This window comes from Pseudomonas sp. BNK-7, assembly GCF_048072025.1.
Taxonomy (GTDB): domain Bacteria; phylum Pseudomonadota; class Gammaproteobacteria; order Pseudomonadales; family Pseudomonadaceae; genus Aquipseudomonas; species Aquipseudomonas danubii.
Window position 1 is genome coordinate 1,666,634 of the sequence record NZ_CP182252.1, and the last position, 20,333, is coordinate 1,686,966.

Here is a 20,333-nt window from a genome sequence, read left to right on the forward strand (position 1 = left end):
GAAGTGCTTTTTCTTGATGCTTGAGGCTTGCAGCTTGCTCCTGTTCTTTCTGAGATAGATCCCTTGAGCAGGGCAAGTACCTGCTATCCCGATCTCCCGGAGCCGGCCGACCAGCGCGTGTTTGGCGCCATTGGCCCGGTACCAGAACTTCCTGCTGTTGATCGGCTCGGCATTTGCGCTGTTGTTTGGCGTTGTGCTGGTGGATCACTTCATCCTGCGTCGCCGCAGCGGGCAGATCCCGCACTCAGCCCTGCGCTGGACGGCGCTGCCGGCCTGGTTGGGTGGGGTGAGCACCTGTCACCTGCTGGCCAATTTGTATCCGGATGTCGGTGCAACCCTGCCGTCACTGGTACTGGCAGGGCTGTTGCAGTGGCTGTTGGGGCGGGCGTTCAGTTCTCGGGAAACAGCTCGGGCTTGAGCACGCCCTTGAGGCGGTCGTAGGGAATCTGCAATTCGATATGACCCAGAACCGAGGGCGCGATGGTGGTGACGTCGTACTTGAGGGTCACGGCTTTCTGGGTCAGGGCCACGTTCGGGGTTTTCTGGAACGGCCAGGTCTTGACGAATTCGGCTTCGCGATCCAGGTGGGTGCTGATCAGCCAGTTGTTGTGGGCAACCCGCGCAGCCTTCCAGAACATGTCCTCCTGGCCGGGCAGGAGCATGTCTGCCAGGTTCAGGGCCTTGTGTTGCTGGCGCGAGTAATTGACGAAGCCCCGTCCCGGGGTGCCATTGGCGGCGCCGGTGTCCAGGTAGCTGGCCAGTTCGATGATCACCAGTCCGTCATGCTGCTCGCGTACCTTGGATTGCAGGTACATGCCGTGGCGGTCTGCTGCGCTGCGCAGGAACTGTTCGCGGTAGGCGCTGAGGCTGGCCGGCAGTGGGGCGTCGGGGCTGGTGCGGGTCATTTGCAGCAAGCGCTTTTCGACGATGGCGTCCAGTTGCGGCTCGGCGGGAAAGTGCACGGTGTCAAGGTTGACCAGTGGGCAGTCGGCGCCACTGCAGCCGGGCTTGAGTTGTTCGGATTTCTCGCGCTTGGTTTCCAGTGGGGTGTTGTAGCTTGGCTGAAACAGGCTTTGGCAGGCGCCCAGGGTCAGGGCGATACAGGCCACGGAGGCGATTTTGACAAGCGACATGGGCGTCCTTCATAAACCAGGGGGGAGGCAAAAGTTACCGGCTTCGACTGTCTGCGAGGCAGTCGGTTCGCCACTAAGCTCAATAGAAGCAATTAGAGTAGGTTTAGCCCCTCGCCGTCTATCCCGCTGAGGGTAAAGGGGCTGCATCGGCAGCCGCGGGCGCGTTAGGATGGCGCGAAGTCGAGGGGGATCCTCGGGTCGAATACGCTGTACACGAGGATTGTTATGACTGACTTTGCCAACTCCACGCCAAGTGCCGTTGAGATCATCCGGCGTGAAAACTGCTTCCAGGGGTTCTACCGGCTCGATCGCTTGCAATTGCGCCACGAGTTGTTCGCCGGTGGCATGGGGCGGGAAATCAATCGTGAAGTCTTTGTCCGTCACGATGCGGTCTGCGTACTGCCGTACGATCCGCAACGCGATGAAGTGGTGCTGATCGAACAGTTCCGCGTTGGCGCCATGGGCAAGACCGCTACGCCCTGGCTGGTGGAACTGGTGGCCGGGCTGATCGACAAGGACGAGCAACCGGAACAGGTTGCTCGGCGTGAGGCACAGGAGGAAGCTGGCCTGGACATCTCTGCGCTGTGGCCGATGACCCAGTATTTTCCGTCGCCGGGGGGCAGCACCGAGTTCGTCCACCTGTTCCTGGGCCGTTGCGACAGCAGCGCTGCCGGCGGGCTGCATGGGCTGGAAGAAGAGGCGGAAGACATCCGGGTTTCGGTGATGGCTTATGAGGATGCGTTGCAGGCCATGCGTGACGGGCGGATCTGCAATGCCGCCAGCATCATTGCCTTGCAGTGGCTGGCGCTCAATCGCGCTGAAGTGAGGGGGTTATGGTCGTAAACAAGGTACGCGACCGCTATCGGGTTGATCTCGCGGGGCTGCAAGCGTCCTGCGAGGCCAACTACGCTCGGCTGATGCGCCTGTTGCCTGACATGCGCAATCAGCCTGTGGCACGGCGCATTGCCGTGACCCAGGGCGACCAGATGCTCGGCGTACTGGCCCTGGAAGTGGTGCTGGCCTGCCCCTACACCACCACCTTGCAGGTGCGTCAGGAGCATAGCTTGCCGTGGCTGCCCGTGCCGCAACTGGAAGTGCAGGTCTATCACGATGCGCGGATGGCGGAGGTCATCAGTGCCGAGCATGCCCGGCGTTTTCGTAGCATCTATCCCTATCCCAATGCCTTCATGCATCAGCCGGATGAAAAGGCTCAGTTGAATGTCTTTCTTGGGGAGTGGCTGAGTCATTGCCTGGCCTGTGGCCACGAGTTCGAAGCCGTGCGATAGATGTGAACTGGGTCCGTTTCCCAGGTTTCCTCTTTTGCATTTCCCCCAGCATAATTGCCGCCTTCATCATGCTTTGTGCCCTTGCTCCGGGAGAACGCCGTGCCAAGCGTATCCGCACTGACTGCCGACGATTCCGTACTGCTGGTGCAACTAACTGACAGCCACCTGTTTGCCGACGCTGATGGCACCTTGCTGGGCATGAACACCGCCGACAGTCTGCAGCGAGTCATCGAGCAGGTGCTGGCGCAGCAGCCGCGGATCGACCTGATGCTGGCCACCGGTGATCTGTCCCAGGACGGTTCCCTGGAGTCCTATCAGCGCTTTCGTCAGTTGACCCGACAGATTCCGGCACCGGGCCGCTGGCTGCCGGGCAACCATGACGAGCCGCAGGTCATGCAACTGGCGACGCAGGACAGTGACTTGCTGGAGCCGGTAATGGATATCGGCAACTGGCGCATCACCTTGCTGGACTCGGCGGTGCCCGGCTCGGTGCCGGGTTACCTGCAGGACGACCAACTGCAATTGCTGGCTCACTCCCTGAGCGAGGCGCCTGAGCGCCATCACCTGATCTGCCTGCACCATCACCCGGTATCCATTGACTGTACCTGGATGGAGCCCATTGGCCTGCGCAACGCCGAGGCGCTGTTCGCCGTGCTCGATGCTTTCCCTCAGGTCCGTGCCTTGCTCTGGGGGCATGTGCATCAGGAAATCGATCGCCAGCGCGGCGCCATGCGGCTATTGGCCTCACCCTCGACCTGCATCCAGTTCGAGCCCGGCAGCGACGACTTCAAGGTCGAGGAGCAGGTGCCTGGCTATCGCTGGCTGCGGTTGTGGCCCGATGGACGGTTGGAAACCGGTGTGGAACGGGTCCTGGGCTACGAATTCACCATCGACTACGGTAGCAACGGCTACTGAAGCGGCTTCGTAACCTGTCGTCATCCCTGTAAACTGTGGCTTTTGCCCAGGTGCACAGGGAGTTCGCATGTCCGGTTCGATCCTTTATATCCACGGCTTCAACAGTGCTCCCGCGTCGACCAAGGCCTCTCAGTTGCGGCGTGTCATGGAGCAGCTGGGGCTGGCTGAACAATTGCGGGTACCGGCCCTGCATCATCATCCGCGACAGGCCATTGGCCAGCTGGAGCAGGCGATTGCCGAGCTCGGTCGACCATTGCTGGTCGGCAGCTCGCTCGGCGGCTACTATGCGACTCACCTTGCCGAGCGCTACGGGCTCAAAGCCCTGCTGATCAACCCTGCTGTCAGCCCGCACCGGATGTTCGACGGTTATCTGGGCACGCAGAAAAACCTGTATACCGATGAAACCTGGGAGCTGACCCATGACCATGTGGCGGCCCTGGCAGCGCTGGAAGTCGCGCCGCCTCAGGACCCACAGCGTTATCAGGTGTGGTTGCAGACTGGGGACGAGACGCTGGACTATCGCAGCGCCGAGCGCTATTACCGTGCCTGCGCCTTGCGCATTCAGGCCGGCGGCGATCATGGTTTCCAAGGTTTTGCCGGACAATTGCCGGCGATGTTGAATTTTGCCGGCATCACTGCCGATCAGTACCAGGCGATCGACTTCACGGCACTGTGAAGGCCTCGCCCCATATTCATTGAACGACTAACGACGAGAACCCATGGCCACTCCCAGCGCTAGCTCTTATAACGCAGACGCCATCGAAGTCCTCTCGGGACTCGACCCGGTGCGCAAACGCCCGGGCATGTACACCGACACCACGCGGCCCAACCATTTGGCCCAGGAAGTCATCGACAACAGTGTCGACGAAGCCCTGGCCGGCCATGCGAAGTCGATACAGGTCATCCTGCACGCCGACCATTCCCTGGAAGTCTGCGACGACGGCCGCGGCATGCCCGTGGACATCCACCCGGAAGAGGGCGTGTCCGGGATCGAGCTGATCCTCACCAAGCTCCATGCCGGCGGCAAGTTTTCCAACAAGAACTACCAGTTCTCCGGCGGTCTGCACGGGGTGGGTATTTCCGTGGTCAACGCCCTGTCGCACCAGGTGCGGGTGCGGGTCAAGCGCGACGGCAACGAATACCAGATGACCTTCGCCGACGGCTACAAGGCCACCGAGCTGGAAGTGGTCGGCACCGTGGGCAAGCGCAACACTGGTACCAGTGTGTACTTTGCCCCGGACCCGAAATACTTCGATTCGCCGAAATTCTCCGTCAGCCGCCTCAAGCATGTGCTCAAGGCCAAGGCGGTACTGTGCCCGGGGCTGCTGGTGAGCTTCGAGGACAAGTCCAGCGGTGAGAAGGTGGAGTGGCATTACGAAGACGGCTTGCGCTCCTATCTGGTGGATGCGGTCAGCGAATTCGAACGCCTGCCCAGCGAGCCGTTCTGCGGCAGCCTGGCCGGTAACAAGGAAGCGGTGGACTGGGCCCTGCTGTGGCTACCGGAAGGTGGCGACAGTGTTCAGGAAAGCTACGTCAACCTGATCCCCACGGCCCAGGGCGGTACCCACGTCAACGGCCTGCGCCAGGGCCTGCTGGATGCCATGCGCGAGTTCTGCGAATTCCGCAACCTGCTGCCCCGTGGCCTGAAGCTGGCTCCGGAAGACGTCTGGGAACGGATCGCCTTCGTCCTGTCGATGAAGATGCAAGACGCCCAGTTCTCCGGCCAGACCAAAGAGCGTTTGTCGTCCCGTGAGGCGGCGGCTTTCGTTTCCGGTGTGGTCAAGGACGCCTTCAGCCTGTGGCTCAATGCCAATCCCGAGCTGGGCATGCAACTGGCGGAGTTGGCCATCAGCAACGCCGGTCGCCGCTTGAAGGCCAGCAAGAAGGTCGAACGCAAGCGCATTACCCAGGGCCCGGCGCTGCCCGGCAAGCTGGCGGACTGCGCTGGCCAGGACCCGATGCGTTCCGAGCTGTTCCTGGTGGAGGGTGATTCCGCGGGTGGTTCGGCCAAGCAGGCACGGGACAAGGAATTCCAGGCGATCCTGCCGTTGCGCGGCAAGATCCTCAACACCTGGGAAGTGGACGGCAGCGAAGTCCTGGCCAGCCAGGAAGTGCACAACATTGCCGTGGCCATCGGCGTCGATCCCGGCGCCGAGGACATGAGCCAACTGCGCTACGGCAAGATCTGCATCCTCGCCGACGCCGACTCCGATGGTTTGCACATCGCCACCTTGCTCTGTGCCTTGTTCGTCCAGCATTTCCGCCCGTTGGTGAATGCCGGTCACGTCTATGTGGCCATGCCGCCGCTGTACCGCATCGACCTGGGCAAGGACATCTTCTACGCCCTCGATGATGCCGAGCGCGACGGCATTCTCGATCGCCTGGTGGCCGAGAAGAAGCGTGGCAAGCCCCAGGTCACCCGATTCAAGGGGCTGGGTGAGATGAACCCGCCGCAACTGCGTGAAACCACCATGGACCCGAACACTCGGCGCCTGGTGCAGTTGACCCTGGACGACGTCGAGGCCACCGCAGAAATCATGGACATGCTGCTGGCGAAGAAGCGCGCCGGTGATCGCAAGTCCTGGCTGGAGTCCAAGGGCAACCTGGCCGAGGTGCTGGCCTGATGCACAGAGGTTTTGCCCTGGCCCTAGCGCTATTGGCAACCTCGGTGGTGGCCGCGCCAGTGCCCGAACTGACCTTGTTGTCCGAGCATCCTGTGGAAGGCATGCGCGGCGGCAATCTGTCCGGGCTGGCACTCTGTGGCCAGGATTTGTGGACGGTTTCCGACCGCGATGACGATCAGATCTACAAGCTCGATACCCGCGACAGTGCCTGGCAGGCCGATGCCGTCAAGCTGGAGGTGCCTGCAGTACCCGATACCGGCTTGCCCTGGGGCTTGAAGTCACGGACCTGGGCGGCGTCCTTCGTGCGTGGTGGCGACCTGGATTTCGAAGGCATCTCCTGCGACGCCGCCGGCAACAAGTATGTGATCAGCGAGGCTCATGCCGCGGTGCTACAAGTGCCGGCGCAAGGCGAGCCGGCCTGGTTGAAGATCTCCCCGATCATGGTCCGTGAAGCGCGGGCCAGTGGCATGCTCCTGCATTTCAACGCCTTGTTCGAAGGCCTGGCGGTGAACCCTGCCGGCGACCGGATCTGGTTGGCGGCGGAGCGTGAGCGGCGCGGGCTGTTGCTTGTCAAGCGCGGGCAGACCACTTGGGACTGTGATGGTGGTTGCGTGCTGCTCAGTGAGGCAGGCTCGGAAATGCAGCCGGAGCAGGTGCCCAATGCCAAGGCGGTGTCCCGGGATTTTGCCGACGTGTCGCTGTTCGACGGCAAGTTGTTCACCCTGGAGCGTAACGCCTATCAGATCTGTCGCCGGGATGCGCAGACCGCGAAGGTCGAGCAGTGCTGGTCCTATGCCGCCGAGGCGCTGGTGGAGCATCGACGTTATCCACAGCCCTATGGGCTGGCGGAAGCCTTGGTGGTGGATGCCAAGGGGGCCTGGATCGGTGTGGACAACAACAATGGAGCCCGCGCCGATGGCGAGGCCCGTCCCATCGTCTGGCGTTTTGCGGCGCCTGAAGGTGGCTGGAGTAGCAAGTCATGAGCCAGCAACCGGGCAAGAGTGCCGGGCGCGTGATGCTGATCATGGCCTGGGCTGCTGCGCTGTTTCTGGCCACGCGGTTCTTCGCTGATTGGGAGGCCCGTCAGGAGAACCCGAACACGGTCGTCAGTTCGCAACAACATGAGGGTTATATCGAAGTGAAACTGGTCGGCAACGGCCAGGGGCATTTCGTCGCCAGCGGCCATATCAACGGGCAGCCGGTGCAATTCATGCTCGATACCGGCGCCACTGAGGTGTCGATTCCTTCCGGGCTGGCCGAGCGCCTGGGCCTGGAGCGCGGGGTGCCGGTCACCCTGAGCACGGCCAACGGGCGCAGCGAGGGTTATCGGACCCGTATAGAGCGTTTGCAACTGGGGGATATCGTTCTCCAGGACGTCAGGGCCCTGGTGGCCCCGGGGCTCGACGGCGACCAGATTTTGCTGGGCATGAGCGCTTTGAAGAAACTTGAATTTACTCAGCGCGGCGGCACTATGCTGCTGCGCCAGACAACGAACCAATGAGGCCCGCATGAGCGACTCCCTTGATCTCAGCCTGGATGGCGTAGAACGCCGGTCACTGGCTGACTTCACCGAAAGTGCCTACCTCAACTACTCCATGTACGTGATCATGGACCGTGCTTTGCCGCATATCGGCGACGGCCTGAAACCGGTACAGCGGCGTATCGTCTACGCCATGAGTGAGCTGGGGCTGGATGCCGATTCCAAGCACAAGAAATCCGCGCGTACCGTGGGTGATGTGCTCGGTAAGTTCCACCCTCACGGGGATTCCGCCTGCTACGAAGCCATGGTGCTGATGGCACAGCCCTTCAGCTATCGCTACACGCTGGTGGACGGCCAGGGCAACTGGGGTGCGCCGGACGATCCCAAGTCCTTTGCGGCCATGCGTTACACCGAGGCGCGTCTGTCGCGCTATTCCGAAGTGCTGCTCAGCGAGCTGGGCCAGGGCACTGCGGACTGGGGGCCGAACTTCGACGGCACCTTGCAGGAACCTCTGGTATTGCCGGCGCGTCTGCCGAATATCCTGCTCAACGGCACCACCGGTATCGCCGTGGGCATGGCCACCGACGTGCCGCCGCACAACCTGCGGGAAGTGGCTTCGGCCTGCGTGCGTCTGCTGGACGAACCCAAGGCCACGGTGGAGCAGCTCTGCGAGCATATCCAGGGGCCGGATTACCCCACCGAAGCGGAAATCATCACCCCGCGCGCCGACCTGCTGAAGATCTATGAAACCGGCCGTGGCTCGGTGCGCATGCGCGCCGTGTATCGGATCGAGGATGGCGACATTATTGTCACCGCGCTGCCGCACCAGGTCTCCGGGGCCAAGGTGCTGGAGCAGATTGCCGCGCAGATGCAGGCCAAGAAATTGCCGATGGTGGCCGATCTGCGGGACGAGTCGGACCATGAGAACCCCTGCCGCATCGTGATCATCCCGCGCTCCAACCGGGTCGATCCCGATGAGCTGATGCAGCACCTGTTCGCCACCACCGAGCTGGAATCGACCTACCGGGTCAACATCAACATCATCGGTCTGGACGGCAAGCCGCAGTTGAAGAACCTGCGGGCGTTGCTGGTGGAATGGCTGGAGTTCCGGGTGGCCACCGTGCGCCGGCGCCTGCAGTTCCGCCTGGACAAGGTCGAGCGTCGCCTGCATCTGTTGGACGGTTTGCTGATCGCTTACCTCAACCTGGATGAGGTGATTCACATCATCCGTACCGAGGAGCATCCGCGGGCCAAGCTGATCGAGCGTTTCGCCCTCAGTGAAATCCAGGCCGACTATATCCTCGATACCCGCCTGCGGCAGTTGGCGCGTCTGGAAGAGATGAAGCTGCGGGCCGAGCAGGATGAGTTGCTCAAGGAACAGGCCAAGCTGCAAGCCCTGCTCAACAGCGAGAGCAAGCTGAAGAAGCTGGTACGTACCGAATTGCTGCAAGACGCACAAACCTACGGCGACGACCGGCGTTCCCCGATCGTCGCCCGTGCGGAAGCCAAGGCACTGTCGGAAAACGAGCTGATGCCCACCGAGCCGGTGACCATCGTTCTGTCGGAAAAAGGCTGGGTTCGCTGTGCCAAGGGGCATGATATTGACGCCACTGGTTTGTCCTACAAGGCCGGTGACGGTTACAAGACTGCTGCTGCGGGGCGTTCCAACCAGTTCGCGGTGTTCATCGACTCCACCGGCCGCAGTTACTCGGTGGCGGCCCACACGCTGCCATCGGCCCGTGGTCAGGGCGAGCCGTTGACCGGTCGTCTGACGCCGCCACCGGGTGCGACGTTCGAGTGCGTACTGTTGCCCGATGACGATGCCTTGTATGTGATCGCTTCCGACGCGGGCTATGGCTTCGTGGTCAAGGGCGAAGATCTGCAGGCCAAGAACAAGGCGGGCAAGGCGCTGTTGAGCCTGCCGAACAACGCCAAGGTCCTGGCGCCGCGGCCGGTGGCCGACCGCGAGCAGAACTGGCTGGCCTCGGTGACCACCGAGGGGCGTCTGCTGGTGTTCAAGATCAGCGACCTGCCGCAGTTGGGCAAAGGCAAGGGCAACAAGATCATCGGCATTCCCGGTGAGCGCGTGGCCAGCCGCGAAGAGTACGTCACCGACATCGCGGTACTGCCCGATGGCGCGACCCTGGTGTTGCAGGCGGGCAAGCGCACCTTGTCGTTGAAGGCCGATGACCTTGAACACTACAAGGGCGAGCGCGGGCGTCGTGGCAACAAACTGCCTCGCGGTTTCCAGCGGGTCGATGCGTTGTTGGTAGAGCCGCTCAGTTAAGGGCGGGCTAGAGCGTTCGATCTTGGACTTAAGCGCCAGATCAACGCTAGAACACTGGAGTCATGGCGCATATTCACGGATGATATGCGCGTTTCAAACGCTGGCGTGGCCGGGCGTTATTCAATTTTTTTGAGTATTTACACTGTGGCCAGCCTTGTGGCCGCCACTTGGATGGGATGATGACTGCTCTGCGCCTTCCTCTTGTTTTCTTGCTCGCGGGCGTTTTTGGCCTGGCGGGTTGCAGCGTACACCAGCCGGTGTCGCTGTATCAGCTGGACAGCGGAAGTCCAGCCCAGCCGGCCAGTGCCGGCATGTCGGTATTGTTGGGGCCGGTGTTGATCGCTGACTACCTGCAACGGGAAACCCTCCTGCAACGCCAGGACGATGGCAGCCTGCAAGCCTCCACCGATGGCCGTTGGGCCGGTAGCTTGTCTTCGGACATCGACCAGTTGCTGCTGCGCCAGGTGGCCGGCAACCTGGATAGCCAGCGCGTGGTTCTGGCGCCGGCCACCAGCGGCTTCACTCCGGATGTCCAGGTACTGCTGTCGATCACTCGCCTGGATTCCGGCAAGTCGCAACCGGCGGTACTGGATGCTCAGTGGCGCCTGATCGATCGTCGTGGTCAGGTGCGGGACAACCGCATTGTTCACCTGCAGGAGCAGCATGCGGGTACCACGGCGTCTCAGGTCCAGGCCCAGGGCGTGTTGTTGCAGCGTCTGGCCGAGCAATTGTCGGTCGCCCTCAAACCCCTGGCCAATCAGCCAGCGGTGGCAGAAGTGCCACGCAAGGCGCCGCCGGCACCTGCGCCCAAGCCTGCCGAGCATGAGAAGCAGCCGAAGATCCCAATGGCCACGCCAATCCGTACGGATATGGAAGTGTTCAGATTCTGAGTTGAGCCGCTGCAAGACAAGGCCCGCCTAATCCGCGGGCCTTTTCGTTACTGGCTGTGGCAGGTGTTTCATATGGCCGGCACCATCCTTGTGGTCTGCGAGCAGGCCGCAGTCATGCCTCGCGCTGAAGCTCCTTCGGGGCTTGTCGCAAGCTGCGTCAGTGGCTACACGAAGGCCACAAAAAAGCCCGCACTTGGCGGGCTGTTTCTTGCACGGTGCCAGCCTTACAGCTTGGCCCGTGTCTCATGCATGCGCGCCAATTGCCGTTCCAGCATTGACGGATAGGGCTCCATCAGCCGTTCGACACAGCAAGCTCCTTCCGGGCTGGCGATAGGGCGGATACGCGCGCGCTGACGGATCAGCGCGTCGTCATTGATCTGGCGCTCCACCAGCAGCAGATTGCGGCTGTGCTGGGATAGCGCCAGGGCGTCCTGGGCGGTTTCGGTCAGCAGCAGGTCGATCTGGCTCAGGCCGAACAGTCCTTCGCCCAGCGTCAGGCCCAATTGCAGTTGCAGGGTGATGCCGCTGTCCGCCACTTCGATCTGCAGGGCATGGCCCAGAGCACGCAACAGCTCGCCGCAGCAAATGGCGTTGGTGAGGTAGTCGTCGCCGCTGTCTTCGCTATGGAACAGCATCAGCGTGCTGCCATCGTTCAGGGTGTGCAGTTCGCTCTGGTACAGCGAGGCCGCCTGGTCGAGGCAATCGCGATAGCGCTCCAGCAGTTCCATCAGCCGCGCGCGGGGCAGGCGGCGCAGTTGCTCCTGGGCTCCCAACTGCACTGCGAGTACTGCGCTGTGCTGAGGCTGTGCCGGGACCTGGGGTTGCAGCGCAGGTTTGGGGGCGGGAGTCGACGAGTGATCACGCAGGTCGGCGAACGGATCTTCTTCGTCCAGTTCGTCCTCCTCGGCGCTGACCAGATGCCGTGGCGCAGGCTTCAGACCGGCGAGCGGGGTGCTTTCATCAAAGCTTGGGTCACGCAGGTTACGCACTTCGAATGCGGCTTCGTGTTCCTCGTCATCCTGCTCTTCGAGCTCTGGCTGCGGCTCTGGCTCGGGCTTTTCCGGTACCAGGCGAGCGTGCAGTTGGCGCGCCAGATCACCAATTTCGTCCTGGCGCTGGGTCGCCGGGGTGTGCTCATCCAGGTCCCGCAGCCAGACCCGCAGTTGCAGCAGCGGGGTGGAGATGTGGCGACCCAGGCGCAGGCTCAGGGCCAGAGCCAGGGCCAGCAGGATGGCGCTGAGAATGCCCATGCTCTGCAGGCTGATGGTCATCGGCTGCTGGAACTGCGCCATGTCCAGGCTGATCCGCAGGTTGCCGGCGGTCACGTCCTGGAAGGTGATCTTGGTCTGGTAGACGCCCTCGGTTTCACCCAGCAGGCTGCTCTTGGGGCGTTGCCCGGCTTCGGCGAGGATGCGGTTGTCGACGCTGTAGATCGCCGCATGGGCCACCAGCGGGTTCTTGGTCAGGTTGTTGAGCAGGACGTTGAGGCTGAGGATGTCATTGGACACCAGCAGCTCGGTGGCCGAAGTGGCGGTCTGGGTGGTCAGGCTCTGACCCAGGGCGTCGGCTTGTTCGTGCATGGCTTGCTTGAACTGCAGGCCCATCACACCGGCATAGATCACCAGGGCCAGGGCGACCAGGATCACGTTATGGCTGGCAATGCGCAATGCAATCGGCACACGGCGGTGGCGCAGTGCACGGAAGATCAGCAGGAAGAAGTTATCGGTTTTAACTGGCGTGGGCCGGTTCACTGAGCTCGGCTCTTTTGTCCGTGAAGTTGACGCGCAGTATAGCGACAGGCCCTAGACCGGCAAAGCGCTGGCTGTGCCCGATGGTCACCGAAAGTGGGTAGAATGCGCTTTTTTTCCACCTCGGGGGTGCGCCTTGCGCGAAATTGTCCTGATAAACATCACCGGCGAAGATCGTCCCGGTCTGACTGCGGCCATTACGGGTGTTCTGGCCCAGGGTGGTGTGAACATTCTCGACATCGGTCAGGCGGTGATCCACGACACCTTGTCGTTCGGCATCCTGGTTGAAATTCCCAGCAACGAGCAGAGTTCGTCGGTGCTCAAGGACATTCTGTTCACCGCCTACAAGCTCGATCAGCAGGTGCGTTTCACACCGGTGTCCGAGGAGGACTACCAGCAGTGGGTCGACGGGCAGGGCAAGCAACGCCACATCGTCACCCTGCTGACGCGCAAGGTCACCGCCGAGCAGTTGCAGCGTGTGAGTTCGATCACTGCCAAGTATGGTCTGAACATCGATCACATCGATCGCCTGTCCGGGCGCATGCCCCTGGATATGCCAGCCGATCAGGGCAAAGGCTGCATCGAGTTTTCGGTGCGTGGCGAAGCCGCCGATCCGCAAGCCCTGCGAGCCGAATTCCTCAGCGTGGCCCAGGAGCTGAACGTCGACATCGCCTTCCAGGAAGATTCGCTGTTCCGCCGCAACCGCCGCCTGGCGGTGTTTGACATGGACTCGACGCTGATCGAGGCCGAGGTCATCGACGAGCTGGCCAAGGCGGCAGGCGTGGGTGAGCGGGTGGCAGAAATCACCGAGCGGGCCATGGCCGGCGAGCTGGATTTTCGTGCCAGTTTCAAGGAGCGCCTGGCGTTGCTCAAGGGGCTGGACGTCAGCGTGCTGGATTCCATCGGCGCGTCCCTGCGCCTGACCGAGGGCGCCGAAACCCTGTTTGCCGAGCTCAAGCGCCTGGGCTACAAGACCGCGATTCTCTCCGGCGGCTTCACCTACTTTGCCAAGCAGTTGCAGGCCAAGCTGGGTATCGATTACGTGTTCGCCAACGAGCTGGAGGTGGTGGACGGCAAGGTCACCGGCGTCGCCATCGAGCCGATTGTCGACGCTCAGCGCAAGGCCGATCTGCTGCGCGAGCTGGCCCACAAGGAAGGCCTGCGCCTGGAGCAGACCATCGCTGTGGGTGATGGCGCCAACGATTTGCCGATGCTGGGAATTGCCGGCTTGGGCGTGGCGTTCCGTGCCAAGCCGCTGGTCAAGCAATCGGCCAAGCAGGCGATCTCGACCCTGGGTCTGGACGGCGTGCTGTATCTGCTGGGTTTCCGCGACCGCGACGGGCAGCTCTGAGTCCCGGGAAAAATCCCCGCCCATAAAAAACGCCGCTGATCAGCGGCGTTTTTTGTGTCCGGCATTCAGGTCTCAAGCCTTGGGCAGACCCATACCCTGGCCCATCCGTACTGGCGAGCCGGCGGCCAGTTCTTCAGCCCACTGCACCTGATCCGGGCCAAACAGCACGATGGCCGTGGAGCCCAGTTTGAAGCGCCCCATCTCTGCGCCTTTTTCCAGATGGATGGGCGCGCGGGCTGCTTCGTCGTAGCGCACGGTCTTGAGCTCGCGTTTGGGTGGCGTTACCAGACCGGCCCAGACGGTTTCAATCGAAGCGACGATCATTGCGCCGACCAGTACCAGCGCCATCGGGCCGCGCTCGGTGTCGAAAATGCACACCACGCGTTCGTTGCGGGCGAACAATTCCGGGACATTCTCGGCGGTGGTCTGGTTGACCGAGAAGATCCGCCCGGGCACGTAGACCATTTCCCGTAGGGTGCCGGCCAGGGGCATGTGCACTCGGTGATAGTCCTTGGGCGACAGGTAGACGGTGGCGAAGTCGCCGCCCATGAAAGGCGCGGCCAGGGCCGGATCGCCACCCAGCAGTTCCAGCACGCTGTAGCTGTGGCCCTTGGCCTGGAATACCCGGCCGTGTTCGATCGGCCCCAGTTGACTGATGGCACCGTCGGCGGGGCTGAGGATTGCGCCTGGGGTTGGGTCCAGCGGGCGTGCGCCCTCTTTCAGGGCGCGGGTGAAGAAGGCATTGAAATGTTCGTAGGCCGTCACATCCTCCACTTGGGCTTCGGACATGTTCACTTGGTACTGCTTGGCGAACCAGCTGGTGAATGCATTCTTGAACCAGCGCACACGGCACTCGGCAATGCAGCCGGCCAGGCGTGACAGCAGGTGATGAGGTAGCAGGTACTGACTGAGGATGAACAAACGCTTTTTCATTGGGTGTCCTTAAAAACCTTAAATCTCTACGGGCGTATCGGGATGATTGCCCCATTCGCCCCAGGAGCCGGCGTAGCCCTTGACCCGTGGGTAGCCCAGCGCCTTGGCCACCAGATAGGTGAAGCCCGAGCGGTGGTGGGTCTGGCAGTGGGTGATCACTTCTTTGTCTTTGCTGATGCCCAGGTCCGCGAGGATCTGCGGCATGTCGCGGCGGATGCGCAGATGGCGCGCCTGGTCCATGCCGGCGGTCCACTCGAAGTTCACCGCACCGGGAATGTGTCCGCCCTTGGCGGCCAGGACTTTCTCCCCGGAATATTCCAGCGGGCCGCGAGCGTCCCAGATGGCCAGGTCAGCTGCACCGAGACGGCTTTGCAGGTATTCGCGGGTGGCGGTGGGTTCGTCATGCAGGATCAGGGGCACTGGGCCGCCTGCCGGGGCCGGGACTTCGGTGGTCACTGGCAGGCTTTGTGCCAGCCAGGCCGTGAGGCCGCCGTCCAGATAGTGGTAGCGACTGTGGCCGATCACGTCCAACAGCCAGATGAAGCGGCCGGCCCAGCCTCCGCCTTCGTCGTCATAGACCACGTAGACCGCGTCCGGGTTGTGCCCGAGCTCGCCGAAGAGCGCTTCAAGTGCGTTCTGTGGCGGTAGCAGTCCGGGAGCGGGGGGCTGGCCGAGCTGGGTGCGCTTGGGGTCGACGAAGCGCGCCCCGGGAATATGCCCGGTTGCATAGCGGGCAGCGCTGGTCAGGTCGACCAGGATCAGTTCGCGGGCGTCGAGGCGGGCGAGCAAGTCGCTCGGTTCGATGACCAGCGGCAAGCCAGAGAAGTCAGACATGTCAGGTCCCCAGGGCGCAAAGGGAAGGATTGTAGCGCAAGCGTCATTGGCTGCGGTTGGTAAAGCTATGCAAGGCTTTTTCGATGCACTGAGCGGTCTTGCCGAACGCCTGGACGCTGATTTCCGAGAACGGAACGCCGCCCTGATCGGCCACGGCCAGCATCAGTACCCGGCCGTTGCACGACAGGGAACGCATCAGCAGGTGCTCGCCCCGAAACAACTGGCGCAAGGAGATTGGCAGGTGGGCGGAGAACTGCCCATTGTTGGCCGGCGTCAGGCGCACCTGGGCAGATTTTTCCAGCAGGCGTTGCAGGACCGTGCTCTGTTTGGCCTGCAGTGTCAGCCCTGCTGTTTCCTTGGGCAGACCATAGAGTTGCTGTACCCGCAGGTGGCTCTGGCTGCGGTCCACCATCAGTAACAGCACTCGACGCATGCCGCAGGCCACCAGGGCATCTCGGGCAAAGCTGGTGAGGTGCACGGCATTGGTGAAGGGGCTGGGTTCCAGTAGAAGTTCGCTGCAGAGCTTGCGCCATTTGGCCAACTCCTCGGCTGTCGGAGCCGGTACCGGCTGTTCACCGTTGTGCAGGCGCCGGACATCCCAGGGCCAGATCAGGGCCTGGGCCGGGTGCCAGAGATCGGGTTGGCTGTCATTGCGAGCGCTGGTTACGGCCTGCTGGTGTAGCTGTTGCTGGACCTGGGCGACCGGCATTTGTAGATACAGGCCGGTAAGGTTTTGCCAGCGTCGGCCATGAGCGTTGTTCCAGGAGTGCTGCGCCGCCAAGGCCAGGCCGTTGGCCAGCAGGACGCAGTTGGCTGGCTGGTTCAGCCAGCGCTGCAGGTCCGGATCGGCATCCAGGCGCTGTTGCTGGCGCAGCGGATGTTCGCTGTCGCGGGCGATCAGCATGACCTTGGCCAGTTGACGCTGCTCCTGGGTCAGCAGGCGATAACCCTGCCGCACCCAGATTGGCAGGTGCCAGGCATGGACCAGGGCCTGGCACAATTCCATCAGCCGAACGCCGAACAGTTGCATTTCTACCTGACGAGCCGACTCGTGCTTATAGATGACTCGCAGTTCCCATTCTTCCACGAGCTTGGGGTAGACCAGGGCCATGGCCCACAGTGGCGAGAGGAACAGCAGGCTGCCCCAGTGAATGTCCTGCCACAGTCGGGCCAGGCGCCCGGCGAAAAACCCGTTGGCTTGCTGGGTGGCGTGCTGGCTGATCAGTTGCAACTGACGCAGAGCCTGCGGAATCTGTTCCTCTGGCAGGGTGGGCAGTTGTTCGAGCAGTTCTTCGGTGCGCTTGAGTCCCAGGCGGTTGACCGCGACCTCCAGGTTTTCTGCCGGTTCGCTCATGCTGCCGTGGGAGTGCCGGTTGGCTTCGCGGATCACGCTCAGGGCCAGCGCCGGGCTGTTTTGCATCAGTTCGGCAATGTCCCGCAGCGAACTGCGATTGTTGGCGATGGCTTTGCACACTCGATCATGGCTGGCTTGCGGCACGGGCAAGCGCACGCCATTGAGGAGCTTTACCCAAGCGTCGAGAGAGGCGGGCGGGGAATGTGGGACGTTGGTTTCATTAGACATGGTCGGGCGCAATCATCGTCTGCTGTGAACACGCCCAGAGCGGGCCAAACTGGCTTTTCGCCTTAACTGGCTATAGTCTGGCGCAGTTTTGCCGATAAGTAGAAGAAGAGTTTTAAGAACTTCCGAATATGACCTTGAACCCGACTCAGTAAGTACTCTCCTACCTATGGCTAAAATTATCGGCATCATCGTCGTATTCGCGAGCGTGCTCGGCGGATACGTGCTTTCACACGGCAAAATCGCGGCACTGATCCAGCCTTTCGAGGTTTTGATCATTGGTGGTGCTGCCTTTGGCGCATTCCTCCAGGCCAACCCAGGCTATATGACGATGCATGTCATCAAAAAGTCGCTGGGTATGTTCGGTTCGCGCTTCACTCACACCTTCTATCTGGAAGTGCTGGGGCTGATCTACGAGATCCTCAACAAAAGTCGTCGCGAAGGCATGATGGCCATCGAGGGTGACATCGAGGACGCTGCGGCCAGTCCGATTTTCGCCAAGTATCCTGCAGTGCTCAAAGATGAGCGCATGACCGCATTTGTCTGTGACTACCTGCGCATCATGTCCTCCGGCAACATGGCTCCTCACGAGCTGGAAGGGTTGTTCGACATGGAACTGTTCAGTCTCAAGGAAGACCTTGAGCATCCCTCCCATGCAGTTACCGGGATCGCCGATGGCATGCCCGGTTTCGGTATCGTGGCGGCGGTATTGGGGATCGTGGTGACCATGGCGTCCCTGGGGGATGGCGACCAGGCGTCCATTGGCTTGCACGTAGGTGCGGCCTTGGTCGGGACCTTCTTCGGTATCCTCGCGGCCTATGGTTTCTTTGGTCCGTTGGCCACTTCCCTGGCGCACGATGCGAAGGAAGAGCTGAACGTCTACGAAGCCATCAAGGCGTCCCTGGTCGCTTCGGCTTCCGGCATGCCGCCTTCGCTGGCGGTGGAGTTCGGGCGCAAGGTTCTGTATCCAGCGCACCGTCCTAGCTTCGCCGAGCTGGAACAAGCGGTTCGCGGTCGCTAAGTCATGGAAAATAATCAGCCGATTATCATCAAGCGCGTCAAGCGCTTCGCTGGCGGGCATCACGGGGGCGCTTGGAAAATCGCCTTCGCCGACTTCGCCACGGCGATGATGGCGTTCTTCCTGGTGCTGTGGCTCTTGTCCACCGCAACCCCGGAACAGAAGATCGCCATCGCCGGTTACTTCAAGGACCCGATCGGCTTCTCGGAAAGCGGCACACCCTACATCATTGATCTGGGTGGCTCTCCCGAACTGGCGCCGGATAACACCCTAAACCCCGAGATCAAGTCCCAGCCGCAACCGGACAAGGTCACGGTGGATGCCGATCAGGTGGAGGGCATGGCCGAGCAGGTGGAGCGCGAGCGTCTCGAACTGCTGCTACAAGAGTTGCAGAACAAGGTTGAAGAGAATCCCCAACTGCAGAAGTTCAAGGACCAGATCCTCTTCGAAATCACTCCGGACGGCTTGCGGATCCAGATCATGGATGCCGAGAACCGGCCGATGTTCGACTCTGGCAGCGCACGTCTGAAGCCGTATTTCGAAGACATCCTGCTGGCCATGGCCGACACCATCAAGGCGGTGCCGAACAAGATCAGCATCAGCGGTCATACCGATGCCACGCCATATGCCGGCAGTGGTGAGTTCGGCAACTGGGAACTGTCCGCCAACCGTGCCAACGCTGCGCGTCGGGCTCTGGTGGCTGGCGGTTATCCCGATCCGCAAGTGGCGCGGGTGGTGGGCTTTGCCTCCTCTGCGCTGTTCGACCGCAAGAATCCGCTCAACCCGGTCAACCGGCGGATCGATATTGTGGTGCTGACCAAGAAGGCCCAGCGCGCAATCGAAGGCGAGCAGACCGATCCAAACGCTCCTGCGCCCAACCAGGGCACTGGGGCACCAGGTGAAGTGCCGGGTGCGGCGGCGGACCCGAATGCCTTGCCGCCGGGTAGTGAGCCGTTGCCCGCTCATGAAGTGCGCCAGCGCATGAACATCTTCGAGGATGGCGTATTGAAGATGGATGAGCAGGGATCGGCCGGCCAGGCGCCGGCTCCCAAGTCGGGAACCGTCAGGTGACAAACAACAAGGCCGCGAAGATCGCGGCCTTGTTGTTTCTACGGTGCTCGGCTCAGTAGCCGCTGTCTGGCAGGCTGGCGAGGATCGAGCGGTAGCTGTTCATCCGTTGCTGCTGGATGCGCCCGTCTTCCAAAGCCTTGAGCAATGCACAGCCCGGCTCGCGATCATGCTTGCAGTCACGGAAGCGGCAGGTACCCAGCAAGTCGTTGAACTCGATGAAGCCAGCTTCGACATCGGCGCGGCTGACATGCCCCAGGCCGAATTCGCGGATGCCGGGGGAGTCGATCAGTTCACCGCCGCCCGGGAAGTGGAACAGTCGCGCTGTCGTGGTGGTGTGGGTGCCCTGTCCGGAGTACTCCGACAGCGGGCCGACTCGGGTTTCGACTTCTGGCAGCAGGCTGTTCACCAAGGATGACTTGCCCACCCCCGATTGCCCCACGAATACGCTGATGCGTCCGTCCAGCAAGCCTTGCAGTTGCTCCATGCCGTCGCCGTGGTGGGCCGAGACTTCCAGCAGCGGATAGCCCAGTTGGCGATAGACCGCCAGCAAGGCATTGAGTGCCGGAGCGTTCTGCTCGTCGATCAGGTCGGCCTTGTTCAGCAGCAGCAGCGGCCGAATCCCGGCGTGCTCGGCGGCAACCAGGTAGCGGTCGATAAGATTGGCGTGGGGTTCGGGCATGGGGGCAAACACGATCACGATCATGTCGACGTTGGCGGCCACCGGCTTGAGCTGGCCACGGCTGTCCGGTCGGCACAGCTCGGTGCTGCGCGGCAATTGCGCGACGATCACCCCGATGCCCTGATTGCCGGCGCGCCAGACCACCTGATCGCCGGTCACCAGCGCTGGCAGGTTGGCTCGCAGGTAGCAGCGGAACACCTGGCCGGCCAGCTCACCTTCCCGGGCTTCGACCTCGACCTGCACGCCGAAGTGAGCAATGACCAGGCCGGTCTGTTCCGGGCCAAGGTCGCCACCCTCCAGCGCCTCTACGGCGGAGGACTCGCGTTTGGCGGCGCGGGCAGCGCGCTCACCCTGAATCTTTTCGATGCGCCAGTTTTGGCGACGATTGAGCTGGCGTTTGGCCATTGGTGTTCCGTGTTGATAATTACGGCGGATAGGTAAAACGGCGGCGAGTTTAGCACGCCGGGCAGGCCCTCTAGGCTAAACTGCGCAACTACGCCGAGGA

General features: G+C 62.1%; 18 protein-coding genes and 1 pseudogene. 13 read left to right on the forward strand and 6 right to left on the reverse strand.

Annotated elements, in window-relative coordinates:
- Positions 1-115 precede the first annotated feature (115 nt).
- A pseudogene (locus ACMGF8_RS07720) lies at positions 116-418 on the forward strand (putative hydroxymethylpyrimidine transporter CytX); the annotation flags it as partial.
- Here the strand turns inward: ACMGF8_RS07720 and ACMGF8_RS07725 are convergent.
- Complete coding sequence (locus ACMGF8_RS07725) at positions 390-1,133, reverse strand: RsiV family protein (RefSeq protein ID WP_102862887.1); 744 nt, start codon at positions 1,131-1,133, stop codon at positions 390-392. The pseudogene ACMGF8_RS07720 and the gene ACMGF8_RS07725 sit on opposite strands and share 29 nt — an antisense overlap.
- Before the next feature lie 225 nt (positions 1,134-1,358).
- Here ACMGF8_RS07725 and ACMGF8_RS07730 point away from each other — a divergent pair, with 225 nt between their 5' ends.
- The 9 genes from ACMGF8_RS07730 (at position 1,359) to ACMGF8_RS07770 (ending at position 10,615) form a co-directional block, all read left to right on the forward strand.
- Positions 1,359-1,976: an NUDIX domain-containing protein gene (locus ACMGF8_RS07730; protein ID WP_102862888.1), complete on the forward strand. Its 618-nt coding sequence runs from the start codon at positions 1,359-1,361 to the stop codon at positions 1,974-1,976.
- A complete protein-coding gene (locus ACMGF8_RS07735; RefSeq protein WP_011058915.1) occupies positions 1,967-2,419 on the forward strand; it encodes a DUF1249 domain-containing protein in 453 nt (150 codons plus the stop codon). The genes ACMGF8_RS07730 and ACMGF8_RS07735 overlap by 10 nt, the downstream gene beginning before the upstream one ends.
- 99 nt (positions 2,420-2,518) lie before the next feature.
- Positions 2,519-3,334, forward strand: a complete 816-nt coding sequence (cpdA, locus tag ACMGF8_RS07740; RefSeq protein WP_102862889.1) for a 3',5'-cyclic-AMP phosphodiesterase — start codon at positions 2,519-2,521, stop codon at positions 3,332-3,334.
- Between the two features lie 67 nt (positions 3,335-3,401).
- Entirely contained in the window at positions 3,402-4,010 is a 609-nt protein-coding gene (locus tag ACMGF8_RS07745) for a YqiA/YcfP family alpha/beta fold hydrolase (RefSeq protein WP_416759190.1), read from the forward strand.
- 43 nt (positions 4,011-4,053) lie between these two features.
- Complete coding sequence (gene parE / locus ACMGF8_RS07750; protein ID WP_102862891.1) at positions 4,054-5,958, forward strand: DNA topoisomerase IV subunit B; 1,905 nt, start codon at positions 4,054-4,056, stop codon at positions 5,956-5,958.
- Positions 5,958-6,941, forward strand: a complete 984-nt coding sequence (locus tag ACMGF8_RS07755) for an esterase-like activity of phytase family protein (RefSeq protein WP_102862892.1) — start codon at positions 5,958-5,960, stop codon at positions 6,939-6,941. The genes parE and ACMGF8_RS07755 overlap by 1 nt, the downstream gene beginning before the upstream one ends.
- Complete coding sequence (locus tag ACMGF8_RS07760; protein WP_102862893.1) at positions 6,938-7,459, forward strand: retropepsin-like aspartic protease family protein; 522 nt, start codon at positions 6,938-6,940, stop codon at positions 7,457-7,459. The genes ACMGF8_RS07755 and ACMGF8_RS07760 overlap by 4 nt, the downstream gene beginning before the upstream one ends.
- A 7-nt stretch (positions 7,460-7,466) precedes the next feature.
- A complete protein-coding gene (gene parC, locus ACMGF8_RS07765) occupies positions 7,467-9,725 on the forward strand; it encodes a DNA topoisomerase IV subunit A (RefSeq protein ID WP_102862894.1) in 2,259 nt (752 codons plus the stop codon).
- 179 nt (positions 9,726-9,904) lie between these two features.
- The gene (locus tag ACMGF8_RS07770) at positions 9,905-10,615 is read left to right on the forward strand and encodes a PqiC family protein (protein WP_102862895.1); all 711 of its coding nucleotides are present in this window, start codon (positions 9,905-9,907) and stop codon (positions 10,613-10,615) included.
- 224 nt (positions 10,616-10,839) lie between these two features.
- Here ACMGF8_RS07770 and ACMGF8_RS07775 read toward each other — a convergent pair whose 3' ends face one another.
- The gene (locus ACMGF8_RS07775) at positions 10,840-12,366 is read right to left on the reverse strand and encodes an AhpA/YtjB family protein (RefSeq protein WP_102862896.1); all 1,527 of its coding nucleotides are present in this window, start codon (positions 12,364-12,366) and stop codon (positions 10,840-10,842) included.
- Between the two features lie 133 nt (positions 12,367-12,499).
- On the opposite strand from ACMGF8_RS07775, the gene serB reads away from it, so the two are divergent.
- Complete coding sequence (gene serB / locus ACMGF8_RS07780; protein WP_102862897.1) at positions 12,500-13,714, forward strand: phosphoserine phosphatase SerB; 1,215 nt, start codon at positions 12,500-12,502, stop codon at positions 13,712-13,714.
- Positions 13,715-13,786: 72 nt separating this feature from the next.
- Here serB and asd read toward each other — a convergent pair whose 3' ends face one another.
- From asd to ACMGF8_RS07795, 3 genes are read right to left on the reverse strand one after another with little or no spacing between them, the layout of a single operon-like run.
- The gene (asd, locus tag ACMGF8_RS07785) at positions 13,787-14,647 is read right to left on the reverse strand and encodes an archaetidylserine decarboxylase (RefSeq protein ID WP_102862898.1); all 861 of its coding nucleotides are present in this window, start codon (positions 14,645-14,647) and stop codon (positions 13,787-13,789) included.
- An 18-nt stretch (positions 14,648-14,665) separates the two neighbouring features.
- Positions 14,666-15,481, reverse strand: coding sequence for a thiosulfate sulfurtransferase (gene rhdA / locus ACMGF8_RS07790; RefSeq protein WP_115581476.1), 816 nt, complete (start codon positions 15,479-15,481; stop codon positions 14,666-14,668).
- A gap of 43 nt (positions 15,482-15,524) precedes the next feature.
- Positions 15,525-17,063 (reverse strand): HDOD domain-containing protein, encoded by a 1,539-nt coding sequence (locus ACMGF8_RS07795; protein ID WP_416759195.1) that lies wholly within the window; start codon positions 17,061-17,063, stop codon positions 15,525-15,527.
- 166 nt (positions 17,064-17,229) lie between these two features.
- Here ACMGF8_RS07795 and motA point away from each other — a divergent pair, with 166 nt between their 5' ends.
- Both motA and motB read left to right on the forward strand, forming a co-directional pair.
- A complete protein-coding gene (gene motA / locus ACMGF8_RS07800; RefSeq protein ID WP_102862901.1) occupies positions 17,230-18,081 on the forward strand; it encodes a flagellar motor stator protein MotA in 852 nt (283 codons plus the stop codon).
- Between the two features lie 3 nt (positions 18,082-18,084).
- On the forward strand, positions 18,085-19,149 hold the full coding sequence (motB, locus tag ACMGF8_RS07805) for a flagellar motor protein MotB (protein WP_207166984.1): 1,065 nt from the start codon (positions 18,085-18,087) through the stop codon (positions 19,147-19,149).
- A gap of 52 nt (positions 19,150-19,201) precedes the next feature.
- Here the strand turns inward: motB and rsgA are convergent, their stop codons facing one another.
- Positions 19,202-20,233 (reverse strand): small ribosomal subunit biogenesis GTPase RsgA, encoded by a 1,032-nt coding sequence (gene rsgA, locus ACMGF8_RS07810; RefSeq protein ID WP_110595440.1) that lies wholly within the window; start codon positions 20,231-20,233, stop codon positions 19,202-19,204.
- Positions 20,234-20,333 lie beyond the last annotated feature (100 nt).

Excerpts from the sequence above, each read along its gene's own strand:
- motB (WP_207166984.1), top strand. The coding sequence starts at position 18,085 with ATGGAAAATAATCAGCCGATTATCATCAAGCGCGTCAAGCGCTTCGCT.
- ACMGF8_RS07795 (WP_416759195.1), bottom strand. The coding sequence starts at position 17,063 with ATGTCTAATGAAACCAACGTCCCACATTCCCCGCCCGCCTCTCTCGAC.
- ACMGF8_RS07730 (WP_102862888.1), top strand. The coding sequence starts at position 1,359 with ATGACTGACTTTGCCAACTCCACGCCAAGTGCCGTTGAGATCATCCGG.
- ACMGF8_RS07725 (WP_102862887.1), bottom strand. The coding sequence starts at position 1,133 with ATGTCGCTTGTCAAAATCGCCTCCGTGGCCTGTATCGCCCTGACCCTG.
- rhdA (WP_115581476.1), bottom strand. The coding sequence starts at position 15,481 with ATGTCTGACTTCTCTGGCTTGCCGCTGGTCATCGAACCGAGCGACTTG.
- ACMGF8_RS07735 (WP_011058915.1), top strand. The coding sequence starts at position 1,967 with ATGGTCGTAAACAAGGTACGCGACCGCTATCGGGTTGATCTCGCGGGG.
- parE (WP_102862891.1), top strand. The coding sequence starts at position 4,054 with ATGGCCACTCCCAGCGCTAGCTCTTATAACGCAGACGCCATCGAAGTC.
- rsgA (WP_110595440.1), bottom strand. The coding sequence starts at position 20,233 with ATGGCCAAACGCCAGCTCAATCGTCGCCAAAACTGGCGCATCGAAAAG.
- parC (WP_102862894.1), top strand. The coding sequence starts at position 7,467 with ATGAGCGACTCCCTTGATCTCAGCCTGGATGGCGTAGAACGCCGGTCA.
- asd (WP_102862898.1), bottom strand. The coding sequence starts at position 14,647 with ATGAAAAAGCGTTTGTTCATCCTCAGTCAGTACCTGCTACCTCATCAC.
- ACMGF8_RS07760 (WP_102862893.1), top strand. The coding sequence starts at position 6,938 with ATGAGCCAGCAACCGGGCAAGAGTGCCGGGCGCGTGATGCTGATCATG.
- ACMGF8_RS07755 (WP_102862892.1), top strand. The coding sequence starts at position 5,958 with ATGCACAGAGGTTTTGCCCTGGCCCTAGCGCTATTGGCAACCTCGGTG.
- ACMGF8_RS07745 (WP_416759190.1), top strand. The coding sequence starts at position 3,402 with ATGTCCGGTTCGATCCTTTATATCCACGGCTTCAACAGTGCTCCCGCG.
- ACMGF8_RS07770 (WP_102862895.1), top strand. The coding sequence starts at position 9,905 with ATGACTGCTCTGCGCCTTCCTCTTGTTTTCTTGCTCGCGGGCGTTTTT.
- motA (WP_102862901.1), top strand. The coding sequence starts at position 17,230 with ATGGCTAAAATTATCGGCATCATCGTCGTATTCGCGAGCGTGCTCGGC.